Source organism: Serratia sp. FS14, assembly GCF_000695995.1.
Classification (GTDB): domain Bacteria; phylum Pseudomonadota; class Gammaproteobacteria; order Enterobacterales; family Enterobacteriaceae; genus Serratia; species Serratia nematodiphila.
In genome coordinates this window covers 3,407,761-3,419,963 of the sequence record NZ_CP005927.1, presented here as the reverse complement: position 1 = coordinate 3,419,963, position 12,203 = coordinate 3,407,761, and the positions used below count along the sequence as shown (strand labels likewise).

At 61.1% G+C, this 12,203-nt stretch carries 9 protein-coding genes; 5 read left to right on the top strand and 4 right to left on the bottom strand.

From position 1 onward, the window contains the following. Together sapF and L085_RS15515 are read left to right on the top strand one after the other, a co-directional pair. Complete coding sequence (gene sapF, locus L085_RS15525) at positions 1-813, top strand: putrescine export ABC transporter ATP-binding protein SapF (RefSeq protein ID WP_004930589.1); 813 nt, start codon at positions 1-3, stop codon at positions 811-813. Positions 814-1,234: 421 nt separating this feature from the next. Further along, positions 1,235-2,419 (top strand): carboxymuconolactone decarboxylase family protein, encoded by a 1,185-nt coding sequence (locus tag L085_RS15515; RefSeq protein ID WP_044031134.1) that lies wholly within the window; start codon positions 1,235-1,237, stop codon positions 2,417-2,419. 43 nt (positions 2,420-2,462) lie between these two features. On the opposite strand, the gene L085_RS15510 is transcribed toward L085_RS15515, so the two are convergent. Together L085_RS15510 and dacD are read right to left on the bottom strand one after the other, a co-directional pair. Further along, positions 2,463-3,368 (bottom strand): LysR family transcriptional regulator, encoded by a 906-nt coding sequence (locus tag L085_RS15510; RefSeq protein ID WP_033632921.1) that lies wholly within the window; start codon positions 3,366-3,368, stop codon positions 2,463-2,465. A gap of 65 nt (positions 3,369-3,433) precedes the next feature. After that, positions 3,434-4,603 (bottom strand): serine-type D-Ala-D-Ala carboxypeptidase DacD, encoded by a 1,170-nt coding sequence (dacD, locus tag L085_RS15505; protein ID WP_044031133.1) that lies wholly within the window; start codon positions 4,601-4,603, stop codon positions 3,434-3,436. A gap of 282 nt (positions 4,604-4,885) precedes the next feature. Here dacD and L085_RS15500 point away from each other — a divergent pair, with 282 nt between their 5' ends. Beyond that, positions 4,886-7,192 (top strand): FdhF/YdeP family oxidoreductase, encoded by a 2,307-nt coding sequence (locus L085_RS15500; RefSeq protein WP_044031132.1) that lies wholly within the window; start codon positions 4,886-4,888, stop codon positions 7,190-7,192. A gap of 15 nt (positions 7,193-7,207) precedes the next feature. Here the strand turns inward: L085_RS15500 and L085_RS15495 are convergent, their stop codons facing one another. After that, entirely contained in the window at positions 7,208-8,062 is an 855-nt protein-coding gene (locus L085_RS15495) for a LysR family transcriptional regulator (RefSeq protein ID WP_044031131.1), read from the bottom strand. A 99-nt stretch (positions 8,063-8,161) separates the two neighbouring features. Here L085_RS15495 and gloA point away from each other — a divergent pair, with 99 nt between their 5' ends. Both gloA and L085_RS15485 read left to right on the top strand, forming a co-directional pair. Further along, positions 8,162-8,689 carry a lactoylglutathione lyase gene (gloA, locus tag L085_RS15490; RefSeq protein WP_015378023.1) on the top strand — a complete coding sequence of 176 codons (528 nt, stop codon included), beginning with the start codon at positions 8,162-8,164 and terminating at the stop codon, positions 8,687-8,689. 185 nt (positions 8,690-8,874) lie between these two features. Then, entirely contained in the window at positions 8,875-10,809 is a 1,935-nt protein-coding gene (locus L085_RS15485) for an exoribonuclease II (RefSeq protein WP_044031130.1), read from the top strand. A gap of 74 nt (positions 10,810-10,883) precedes the next feature. Here L085_RS15485 and L085_RS15480 read toward each other — a convergent pair whose 3' ends face one another. After that, positions 10,884-12,194: an MFS transporter gene (locus tag L085_RS15480; protein ID WP_044031129.1), complete on the bottom strand. Its 1,311-nt coding sequence runs from the start codon at positions 12,192-12,194 to the stop codon at positions 10,884-10,886. Positions 12,195-12,203: the final 9 nt, after the last annotated feature.

Below are 12,203 nucleotides of genomic sequence, written 5' to 3'. Positions count from 1 at the left end.
ATGGAAACGCTGTTGGAAGTGCGCAACCTGAGCAAAACCTACCGCTATCGCACCGGGCTGTTCCGCCGCCAGCACGTCGAGGCGGTGAAATCGGTCAGCTTTACCCTGCGCGAAGGCCAGACGCTGGCGGTGATCGGCGAGAACGGCTCCGGCAAATCCACGCTGGCGAAGATGCTCTCCGGCATGGTAGAACCGACCGCCGGCGAACTGTTGATCGACGATCATCCGCTGGAGTTCGGCGATTATCGTTACCGCAGCCAGCGCATTCGCATGATTTTTCAGGATCCGAGCACCTCGCTCAACCCGCGCCAGCGCATCGGCCAGCTGCTGGACGCGCCGCTGCGGCTGAACACCGATCTTGAGCCCGCCGAGCGCGAGCAGCGTATCAACCAGACGCTGCGCCAGGTCGGCATGCTGCCGGATCACGCCTACTACTATCCGCACATGCTGGCCTCCGGGCAAAAACAGCGCGTCGCGCTGGCCCGTGCGCTGATCCTGCAACCGAAGGTGATCGTCGCCGATGAGGCGCTGGCCTCGCTGGACATGTCGATGCGCTCGCAAATCATCAACCTGATGCTGGAGCTGCAGGAAAAACACGGTATTTCCTATATCTACGTCACCCAGCACCTCGGCATGATGAAGCATATCAGCGACCAGGTGCTGGTGATGCACGAAGGGGAAATCGTCGAACGCGGCAGCACCGCGGAGGTGTTGGCGGCGCCGCTGCACGAATTGACCAAGCGCCTTATCGCCAGCCACTTCGGCGAGGCGCTGACCGCCGATGCCTGGCGGCGCGACGGCGGCCGTTTCTGAGTCACACCTTCACCTACAAACCCGCTGCGGCGGGTTTTTTATCACCTTGCGCGCCTGCCGCTTAGCGAGAAAGCGCACATGCAAATTACATTCTTGTTATATATCCTTATATTTTATTCCTTTCAGTTATTGATTAGTCCGTAACATTATTTTATCTCGCCAGGGCGATCGGTGAGGATATCCCCTACGTTGCACTTCTCATACGACAGGATATCGCACTGATGAACAGCCTTCGCCATCGCCGCCTTACGCAGCTACTGCTCACGCTGGCAGCCGGTTTTTCTGTTTACGGCCACGCCCTCTGCTGTGATGAGCTGCGCTAAATCCGCCTTTCGCCCCGCCTGCGGGCATGTTGCCTCTTTGTCCAGCCGCCGCTGCCGTACGTAGCGTTGGCTGTTGATCATGATTAAGGATTGACCCTATGGAACGACTCCGTCGACAACATAATGCCCAGTGGTATCACGAAACCCAAAGCAGCGTGCGGGGCGATGCGCCGCTGGAGCCTCAGGCGGCTACCCTGCGTGACCGTTTTCTGCTGGGGCTGGGTGCCTTCGCCGATGAAGCCTTAAACAATGCGCTCAGCGCTCGCGCCGGCGTGTTCAGCGCCTCGTTGGCCGGTTACCACGCGCTGTTTCCCGACCAGGTGCCGCTGTCACGATACGTGACATTGTCACCCTACGATCGCCTCAGCACCGCGTTGACCGTCGCTCAGGTGACGGGCGTACAATCGCTTTGTAGCCACTACGCCGCTCGCCTCGCCCCGCTGCACAGCCCGGACGCCTCCCGGGAAAGCAATATCCGCCTCGCTCAGATCACCCAATATGCCCGCCAGCTTGCCAGCCAGCCCACGTTGATTTGCCGCAAAGCGCTGCAACAGCTCGCCGACGTCGGGCTGAGCCCGGCGGATATCGTCACCTTTTCGCAAATCATCGGTTTTGTCAGCTATCAGGCGCGCGTGGTCGCGGGCGTCGCGGCATTGGCCGGCCGGCCGGCGGTGGTGGTGCCCGGCTTTCCTAACGTCGAAGACGCCGATGGCATCGCTTTCAGCGCCGACGAACTGAATTGGTCTACCCGCCTGCCGCCGATCGACACGGAAGCCGCCGCCGCCGAACAGCTTGATGTGCTGGATCAGAGCCACCCGCAGGCGCGCGCCGAATCTTATTATCTGCTGTTGGCGCACGATGCCGCCGCACTGCGCGAGCGTAACGGGGTGTTCAACGGCATCAATGCCGAAGGATATGGGTTATCGAGCCGCCTGAAGGCGCTGGCGACGCTGGCGGTCTCGCGCATCAACGGCAGCCATTACTGCGCGGCCACCGTCGCGCAAGAATTGCAGGATGAGGGATTGGTTCAGGCGCTGTTCGCCGGGCTGCCTCAGGGACTGGCGTATACCGAAGACTCGGTAAAACTCGCGGTGATGCGCACTGCCGCCGAGCTGACTCGCGCACCGGAGAAGTTCACCCCGCAGAGCGTGCAGCCGCTGTTCAACAGCGGCCTGAATCAGGCGCAGGCGCTGGAAGTGATCCTCACCGCCGCGCTCTACGCCTGGGAAAATCGCCTGCGTCAAACGTTGGGCGATGCGGAATCTTTCAGCGCTATCGATTGAATACCTCTACGCGGCTAATTACTGGCCGCAATACATTCTTCCTTCAGATATTTTGCCGCCGCAACCACTCGCTGGCGGCATCGAAAAACTTCTGCGCCAACGGCGTGGCGCGCTCCGCCATATCAACCACCACCGCCGCATGGCGCGGCATGGCGGCGATGGCCACCGGCCGCCGCTGCAGTTCCGGCATCAGCGGCGATTGCAACTGGCCGCGCGGGAACAACCCGCAACCCAGGCCGACGAAAATCCCTTCCAGCAGTTGGAAGATCGAAGCGGTTTCCAGCCGCGGGTGCAGCGTCAACCCGGCGTCGCGGAAATGCTGATCGAGATAGCGGCGAAAATACCGCGTCGGCTCGGCCAGGCACAGCGGCAAGGCGGCCACCGCCTCCAGCGGCAACGGCGTGTCGCCCACCAGCTTAGGAAAGTGTTGCGGATGAAATACCAGCTCAACGCCGGTTTCCACCAGCGGTTGTGATTGAAAATGCAGTTCCTTCAGCGTCGACAGCTCGAAAAAGCCGATGCCGATGTCGACGGTATGCGCCGTCAACGCCTCCAGCAGTTGATCGGCGCTCAGCACCGCCAGCCGGTAATCAAGATGCGGATAACGCTCGCTCACCGCCTTGAGCATTTCCGCCACCGAGATGCTGCACTGCGGCACCACGCCAAGGCGCAGCGTGCCGTGCAAGCCATGCTTGAGCGACTCCACCTCCAGCTTCAGCCCTTGGTAAACCGAGACGATCTCACGCGCCCACGCCAGCACCCGCTCGCCTTCGGCGGTAAAACCGCCGAAATGGTTGCCGCGGTTAATCAGCGAAACGCCCAGCTCTTTTTCCAGGTTTTTCAATCGCATGGACAGCGTCGGCTGGCTGACGAAGCTGGCCTCCGCCGCCCGACCGAAGTGGCGTTCCCGTTCTAAATTACACAGATAAATCAGTTGTTTAATATCCATAGCGCGGCTCAATGATCGGCATTCGCGCTCAGTATACCACCGGGCGTCGTCGCTCGCCCGGTGAGTCAGAGCTTCAGCTTCATGTAATCCATCAGGCGTAAGAACACGCCGCCCTGCGGCACCGCCTGCAGCGCCACCAGCGGCAGGGTTTTCACCACCTGGCCATTATCGCTGATGCGGATCTCGCCAACGGTTTGTCCTTTGTTGACCGGCGCTTCCAGCCGCGCAGCATTGATCACGTACTGCGCCTTCAGTTTGTCCGCCTCGCTTTTCGGTAGGCTGAGCGACTGGTCCTGCGCGCTGCCGACCGGCAAGCGGTGGCTTTCGCCGTACCAGACCGGTTCTTCCCCCAGGCTCTGGCCGGCACTGAACAGGTGCACCGTGGTAAAGTCGCGCAGCCCCCACGTCAACAGCTTACGCGCCTGTTCCTCGCGGCCTTTGGAACTTTTGCCGCCCATCACCACGGCGATCAGGCGGCGATCTCCTTCGGTGGCGGAGGCGATGATGTTGAAGCCGGCCGAGGCGGTGTGTCCGGTTTTCAGGCCGTCGACGTGCAGGGTCTTATCCCACAGCAGGCCGTTGCGGTTCTGCTGCGTGATGCCGTTCCAGGTCAGCGATTTCTCGCTGTACATATGGTATTCCGCCGGCTCGCTCATGATGATGGCGCGCGCAATCACCGCCAGATCGCCGGCGGTGGTGAACTGGCCCGGCGCATCCAGCCCGTGCACCGTTTCAAAATGGGTGTTTTGCAGGCCCAGCTGGGCGCTCTTCTCGTTCATCAGCTTGACGAAGTTGACCTGGCTGCCCGCCACATAGTCCGCCATCGCCACGCAGGCGTCGTTGCCGGAATCAATGATGATGCCGCGGCTGAGATCGCGTACCGTGACCCTGTCACCAGGTTTCAGGAACATCAGCGAGGATCCTTTGAACACCGGGTTGCCCTGCGCCCAGGCGTCTTTCCCCACGGTGACGACATCATCGAGGCCAATCTTATGCTCATCGAGCGCATGATCGATCACCAACCCGGTCATGAGTTTGGTCAGGCTGGCCGGATTGCGGCGCTCGTCGGCATTGCCGGCAGCCAGCACCTGGCCGGTAGTGTAATCCATCAATACGTAAGAGGCGGCGTCTATCGCCGGTGGGGTCATGGTGGGAAAATGGGACGCCGTTTCCGCCGCCTGCGCCGCTAAAGGCAGTAAGATACCGCCGATCACCACTGATACTGAACGCTTCACGCTGTGTTCCTCAGGCCCGCAGGCTAAATAAAATGCCAATATAATCCGCGAGATAGACTGCATGAATTCACTTTCAGGCGAAACCATTACTCTTTTGCAGCGGGTGTCTTTATGCAACCATTTGTTTAGGTCAGCGTCCGCCTGCGATAGATATGCTCTATGCCGCCATTGCCCCATTCGATTAGACGCCTGCCTGCCGCCCCCCTAAACTTGTGACATAAATACGCAAGACGCATAAAAAAGCGTTTACTTTTTAGCTACAACCACCTGCGAAGTGTCACCATGAAATTCAAACCGTCAATCAAGCCTTATACCGGCCCAGCGGGCGGCTGGGGTTCGCTTGAAGCCACCACCCGCTTTGTCCTCGACAGTAAACAAACCCTAAAAAACATGCGCAACCTGATGCGCGTCAACAAGGCGCGCGGCTTCGACTGCCCCGGTTGCGCCTGGGGCGACGATAACCACAGCACCTTCAGCTTCTGCGAAAACGGCGCCAAGGCGGTCAGTTGGGAAGCGACGCGCAGCGCCGTCGAGCCTGAGTTCTTCGCCGCGCACAGCGTCAGCACCCTGCAGCAGCAGAGCGACTATTTCCTCGAATACCAGGGGCGCCTCACGCATCCGATGCGCTACAACGCCGAAACCGACCACTATGAGCCTATTCATTGGCCGGACGCGCTGGCGCTGATCGCCAGGCACATCAACGCAATGGACAACCCGAACCAAATCGAGCTGTACACCTCGGGCCGCGCCAGCAACGAAGCGTCGTACCTTTATCAGCTGTTCGGCCGCATGCTCGGCACCAGCAACTTCCCCGACTGCTCCAACATGTGTCACGAGGCGAGCGGCGTCGGGCTGAAGCAAAGCATCGGCGTCGGCAAAGGCACCATCCGCATCGATGACTTCGAAAAAGCCGACGCTATCTTCGTGTTCGGTCAAAACCCCGGCACCAACCACCCGCGCATGCTGCACAGCCTGAAAAACGCCGCCCGACGCGGCGCGCGCATCGTCAGTTTCAACACCCTGCGCGAGCGCGGGCTGGAAAGATTCGCCGATCCGCAGGATCCGGTGCAGATGCTGACGCCAAAATCCTCGCCGATCAGTTCTTCCTATTACCAGCCGAATCTGGGCGGCGATATGGCGGCGGTGCGCGGCATGGTGAAAGCCCTGCTGGAAACCCACCGCCAGCGGCTGGCCGCCGGTGAACCCGCCCTGTTTGACCTGGCGTTTATCGAACGGCACTGCGTCGGCGTGGAGGCATACCTGGCGCAGGTGGATGCGACCGAGTGGCGGACCATTACCGCACAATCGGGCCTGAGCGAAGCGCAATTGCGCCAGGCGGCAGCCACTTACCAGGGCGCCGAACGGGTGATCTGCACCTGGGCGATGGGCGTGACTCAGCATAAACACTCTATTGCGACGGTGCGTGAAATCACCAACCTGCAGCTGCTGTTCGGGCAACTGGGCAAACCGGGCGCCGGTCTGTGCCCGGTACGCGGCCACAGCAACGTTCAGGGCAACCGCACCATGGGCATTGACGAGAAGTCGCCCAAGGCGCTGCTCGACAGCCTGGAACGCCACTTTAACTTCATCGCCAATCGCGCGGTGGGCCACAACACGGTGGAAGCGATCGAAGCGATGTTGCGCGGCGAAGTGAAAGTGCTGATCGCGCTGGGCGGCAATCTGGCCGCCGCGGCGCCGGACACCGAACGCACCGCCCGCGCCCTGCGCAACTGCGATTTGACGGTGCACATCAGCACCAAACTTAACCGCAGCCACCTGGTGACCGGCAAAGACGCGTTGATCCTGCCGACGCTGGGCCGCACCGAACTGGACATGCAGGCCAGCGGCTCGCAGTACATCACGGTCGAAGATTCTTTCAGCATGGTTCACGCTTCGGAAGGCATCGGCAAACCGCTGGCGGATACCCAACGATCGGAAACGGCGATCGTCTGCGGCATCGCCGACGCGGTGCTGGGCACGCAGCAGCTGGACTGGCTGGAGTTGGCCGACGACTACTCGCTGATCCGCGATCACATCGCCGCCACCATTCCCGGCTTTGAGGATTTCAACCGTCGCTGCGAGCAGCCCGGCGGTTTCTACCTGGGCAATGCCGCCGCCGAACTGCGTTTCGCCACGCCGAGCGGCAAGGCGGAATTCAGCGACGCCGCGCTGCCGGCGACCCTGTTCCCGCAACTGGGCGGCGAGCAAGCGCCGTTTACCCTGCAGACGCTGCGCTCGCACGATCAGTACAACACTACCATCTATGGTCTGGATGACCGCTACCGCGGCGTTTACGGTCAGCGCGAAGTGCTGTTCATTCATCCGGAAGATCTGGCGGCGCTGGGCCTGCAGGATGGCGAACGGGTAGAGATAGAAACCCTGTGGAACGACGGCGTGGTGCGTAAGGTGGATGGATTCAAGCTGGTGAGTTACGACATCCCGCGTGGCAATCTGGCGGCCTACTACCCGGAAACCAACCCGCTGGTGCCGCTGGCGAGCTTCGGCGACGGTACCGGCACCCCGACCTCGAAGTCGATTCCGGTGGCAATTCGCCGCAGCGAGCAGCAACCGTCGCTGCGCATCGCCTGAAAACGCGCGCCCGGTTCACGCCGGGCGCGCCAATATTTCCAGGATAGTCTGCAATTCCTCGGACAGCTGATGCCGCCGCCAGACGAAATAGAGATCGCTCACGCCCTCCTCGCCCATTTCCACCACCTTCAGCCCCGGCGCCGGCAAGATCAGCGGCAGCAACGAACCCGGCACGCAGGCGACACCGCAACCGGCCTGCACGCAGGCTGCCATCGCGGCATAAGATTCCATTTCCAGCGTCATGCGCGGTTTCAGCCCGCGCGAGGCCAGCCAGTGATCGACCTTCAGCCGGAACGAGCACTCGCGGCTGAACGTGTAAAACTCCAGCGGCGCCAGCGTGGCGGCGTCGGGCTGCCCGACATCCGCCGGCATCAGCAGCACCAGCCGTTCGTCAAACGCCTTTTGACTGGCCAGCAGCGGATGTTCAATTGGGCCGTCGGTAATCGCCAGATCGAGATCGCTGTCGATCAGCATGCGTTCCAGCACCAGCGAGTCGCGGCTCAGCACGTTGATGTGCAAATGAGGCTGTAAACGGCGCAGCCGGGCAATGCGCGCCGGCAAGTGACTGACCAGCGAAAAATCCAGCGCGCCGAGGTTTAACAGCCCATGCTGTTGCTCGCCGGCGAACAGCTGCTTGCTGCGCTCGGCCTGCGCCACGATGTCGCGCGCCTGCTGATAGAACAGTCGTCCTTTGGGATTGACGTACAGCCGGTTCTTGTCGCGGAAAAACAGCTCGCCGCCCAGCGACGCCTCCAGCTCGCGCAGCCGCAGCGTGACGTTGGAAGGCACGCAGTGCAGCTCGCGGGCGGCGGCGGCGATGGTTTTGTGTTCCACCACGGTGCAGAAAAACTTCAGCTGACTCAGCTTCATTAATTATTCACTTTTAGTTAGTGTTTTAGTTAAAAACAATCACTTTAGATTAGCATCGATTTCATCTACAGTCTGCCAACACCCTGAGGAGGACCTCTGATGCCACTGAATGACCTACTGACGCTGCCCGGCGTGGCGGCCCAACCGGACGCGGTAACCGACGGTTACGTGTTCAACCACACCATGATCCGCGTGAAGGACCTGACCAAGGCGCTGGATTTCTATACCCGCGTACTGGGCTTTACCCCGGTCTATCTGGAAACGTTCGAAGAAGCCGCTTTCACCATCTGCTACCTGACGCGCAGCCCACGCGAGCAGATCCCGCAGGATGACGACGAACGCAAACGCTGGGCGCTGAGCCAACCGGGCATTCTCGAACTGACCCATAACCACGGCACCGAAAATCAGGCGGATTTCCACTACCACAACGGCAACGGCGAGCCGCGCGGCTTTGGCCATCTGTGCGTCACGGTGCCGGACGTGCGCGCCGCCTGTGAGCGGTTTGAACGCCTCGGCGTCACCTTCCAGAAACGCCTGCACGAAGGCCGCATGAACTACGTGGCGTTCATTCGCGATCCGGACGATTACTGGATTGAAATCCTGCAGCCGACGCCGCTGCGGGACTGATTGCCCCCTCCTTCACCCCGGCCCTCGCGCCGGGGTTTTTCATCTATCGCACTTCGATTGACCATTCTTGCGCAAAATCGCGCGGCAACGCGGGGTTCCGTGACGTTAGGCTTGCTCGCAGCGGGTGATTCGCGTAAAACTGTCAGCCGCAAATCTTGCCACTCACAACCCATTCACTGGACGATATGTTTCAAGATAACCCGCTGCTGGCGCAGCTTAAACAGCAACTTCACTCTCAGACCCCGCGCGTTGAAGGCGTCGTGAAAGGGACTGAGAAAGGCTTTGGCTTTCTTGAAGTAGACGGTCAAAAAAGCTACTTCATTCCACCGCCGTACATGAAGAAAGTCATGCACGGGGATCGCATTATCGCCACCCTGCACACCGAGAAAGAGCGCGAAATCGCCGAGCCGGAAACCCTGGTCGAGCCGTTCCTGTCGCGCTTTGTCGGCCGCGTGCAAAAGCGCGACGATCGTCTGTCCATCGTGCCCGATCATCCGTTGCTGAAAGAGGCGATTCCGTGCCGCCCGGTGCGTGAACTGACCCACAACTTCCAGGCCGGCGACTGGGCGGTGGCGGAAATGCGCCGCCACCCGCTGAAAGGCGATCGCGGCTTCAACGCCGATCTGACCCAGTTTATCACCGACGGTGAAGACCATTTCGCCCCGTGGTGGGTGACGCTGGCACGCCACAATCTGGAAAAAGAAGCGCCGGAGATGCAGGCCCTCAGCGAGCCGGACGCCGCGCTGACGCGTGAAGACCTGACCGCGCTTGAATTCGTCACCATCGACAGCGCCAGCACCGAAGACATGGACGATGCGCTGTATGTGACCGACAACGGTGACGGTTCGCTGCAGTTGACCATCGCCATCGCCGATCCGACCGCCTACGTCGAGCAAGGCAGCAAGCTGGACGATATCGCCCGCGTGCGCGCCTTCACCAACTACCTGCCGGGCTTCAACATCCCGATGCTGCCGCGCGATCTGTCGGACAACCTGTGTTCGCTGCGCCCTAACGAGCGCCGCCAGGTGCTGGCCTGCCGCGTAACCATCGCCGCCGACGGCGCGCTGGGCGACGATATTCAGTTCTTCGCCGCCGAGATCGAATCCAAAGCCAAACTGGTGTACGACGAAGTTTCCGACTGGCTGGAAGGCATTGCCGGCTGGCAGCCGCCGAGCGACGCCATCGCACAACAGATCACCCTGCTGAAACGCGTTTGCGACGCGCGTAACGCCTGGCGCCACCAGCATGCGCTGGTATTCAAAGATCGCCCGGACTACCGCTTCGTGTTGGGTGAAAAAGGCGACGTGCTGGAGATCGTCACCGAGCAGCGCCGCAGTGCCAACCGCATCGTTGAAGAGTGCATGATCGCCGCCAACGTCTGCGCCGCCATCGTGCTGCGCGATCGCCTGGGCTTCGGCGTGTACAACGTGCACACCGGTTTCGATCCCGCGTTGGTTGAGCAAGCGGTCACCGTACTGCAGGCTAACGGCGTGGAAGCCGAAGCCGAAAAACTGCTGACCCTTGAGGGCTTCTGCGAACTGCGCCGCCATCTGGATGCGCAGCCGACTCAGTTCCTTGACAGCCGCATCCGTCGCTTCCAAACCTTCGCGGAGATCAGCACCACGCCGGGGCCGCACTTCGGTCTGGGGTTGGAGGCTTACGCCACCTGGACATCGCCGATCCGTAAATACGGCGACATGGTCAACCATCGCCTGCTGAAGGCAATCATCAACCAGCAATCGGCCGAAAAACCGCAGGATGACGTAACGGTGCAGCTGGCGGAACGCCGCCGCCTGAACCGCATGGCGGAACGCGACGTTGGCGACTGGCTGTACGCCCGCTTCCTGCAGGACAAGGCCGGTACCGATACCCGCTTCAACGCCGAGATTATCGACGTGACACGCGGCGGCCTGCGTGTGCGCCTGCTGGACAACGGCGCGGTTGCCTTCATCCCGGCACCGTTTATTCACGCGGTGCGTGACGAGATGCAGTGCAGCCAGGAAACCGGCACCGTGCAGATCAAAGGTGAAGTGGTTTACCGCCAGAGCGACACCTTGCAGGTCACCATCGCTGAAGTGCGCATGGAAACCCGCAGCGTGATCGCCCGCCCTGTGGCCTGAACGCCAACCTGAAACGGTCGTAACGCAAAACGCCGGCGGTGAGAACCGCCGGCGTTTTTTTCGCCCCGCGTCTGCTAGCGCAGCGGATCGCCGCCGGTTTCACGCAACAGCGGCAGCGCGGCCAGCGAGATCAGCGTCGCCAACATCAGATAGCCGGCGGGCGCCAGCAGCGAACCGCTGAACGCGATCGACTGTGAAGCGATGTATTGGGCAAAGCCGCCGAAGATTGCGACGCCAAGGCTATAAACCAACGCAAACCCCAGCGCGCGCACCCGCTGCGGAAACAGCTCGGAAATCACCAACAGCGTAGGAACAGACCCCAACGTCGTTAGCCCAACCATCAGCGCCACCACGCTCAGCAACACCGCCGGATGCGGCGCCACCGTCAGCAGCCAGAAAACCGGCAACGCCAGCAACAAAATGGCGATCCGCGCCCAGCGGATCAGCGGCAGACGGCCATAGCGATCGCACCAGCTCCCAACCAGCAAACTGCCGCCGAAAGTGATGATCCCGGCCAGCAGCATCGCGGCATAGCCGTAAGTCTGCGCCATGCCCAGATACTTCACCGCAAAGGTACCGAAATAATACATAGAGATGTAAGTGGCGACCGTGGCGCCGATGGTCAACATCACGCCGAGTACCACCGCACGCGAGTGCCGGCGCAGCTGCACAGGCGGCTCCTGAGTGCGCGGCATCGGCGGACGGTCGCTTTCCAGCCCGAGGCGCAGCCAGCAACCGAGCGGAGCAAGCGCCACGCCGATAAAGAAAGGAATGCGCCAGCCCCATTCAGCCATCGCATTCGGTTCGCCCGAAAGCAGCGGCAGCGCGGCGCTCAACCCCAGCGCTGTCACACCGCCAATCACGCTGGCGATGCCCTGCGTCGCCAGTGACCAGCTGGAATAGAAGCCGCGCCGATTAGGCGGCGCCGACTCCACCAGCAACGACATCGACGCCCCCACCTCTCCGCCCGCCGCCCCCCCCTGGATAAGGCGCGCCACCACCAGCGTGATGGTTCCCCAATAGCCGGCGCTGGCGTAGGTCGGCGCAAAACCGATCATCGCCGTACCCAGGCTCATCAGTGAAATCGTCAGGATCATCGCCGGTTTGCGTCCACGGCGATCGGCATAGGCGCCGATCAAAATACCGCCCAGAGGCCGCATAATAAAACTGACGCCGAACGTGGCGAACGCCAGCAGCAACGCCAGATTAGGATCGCTCGACGGCGGAAAGAACAGCACACTAATATAAATGACGAAGAAGTTATAAATGCCGAAGTCGAAAAATTCCAACGCATTACCGAAGGAGGCGGCAAATATCACTTTCTTGCCGCCTGTCTTCGACGGCGCGTTTATTTCTGATTGCGTCACCGCCGTATTTTCACTCATTATTATCTT

Coding starts and splice junctions, on each gene's coding strand:
- sapF (WP_004930589.1), top strand. CDS start 1: ATGGAAACGCTGTTGGAAGTGCGCAACCTGAGCAAAACCTACCGCTAT.
- L085_RS15515 (WP_044031134.1), top strand. CDS start 1,235: ATGGAACGACTCCGTCGACAACATAATGCCCAGTGGTATCACGAAACC.
- L085_RS15510 (WP_033632921.1), bottom strand. CDS start 3,368: ATGGATATTAAACAACTGATTTATCTGTGTAATTTAGAACGGGAACGC.
- L085_RS15500 (WP_044031132.1), top strand. CDS start 4,886: ATGAAATTCAAACCGTCAATCAAGCCTTATACCGGCCCAGCGGGCGGC.
- L085_RS15495 (WP_044031131.1), bottom strand. CDS start 8,062: ATGAAGCTGAGTCAGCTGAAGTTTTTCTGCACCGTGGTGGAACACAAA.
- gloA (WP_015378023.1), top strand. CDS start 8,162: ATGCCACTGAATGACCTACTGACGCTGCCCGGCGTGGCGGCCCAACCG.
- L085_RS15485 (WP_044031130.1), top strand. CDS start 8,875: ATGTTTCAAGATAACCCGCTGCTGGCGCAGCTTAAACAGCAACTTCAC.
- L085_RS15480 (WP_044031129.1), bottom strand. CDS start 12,194: ATGAGTGAAAATACGGCGGTGACGCAATCAGAAATAAACGCGCCGTCG.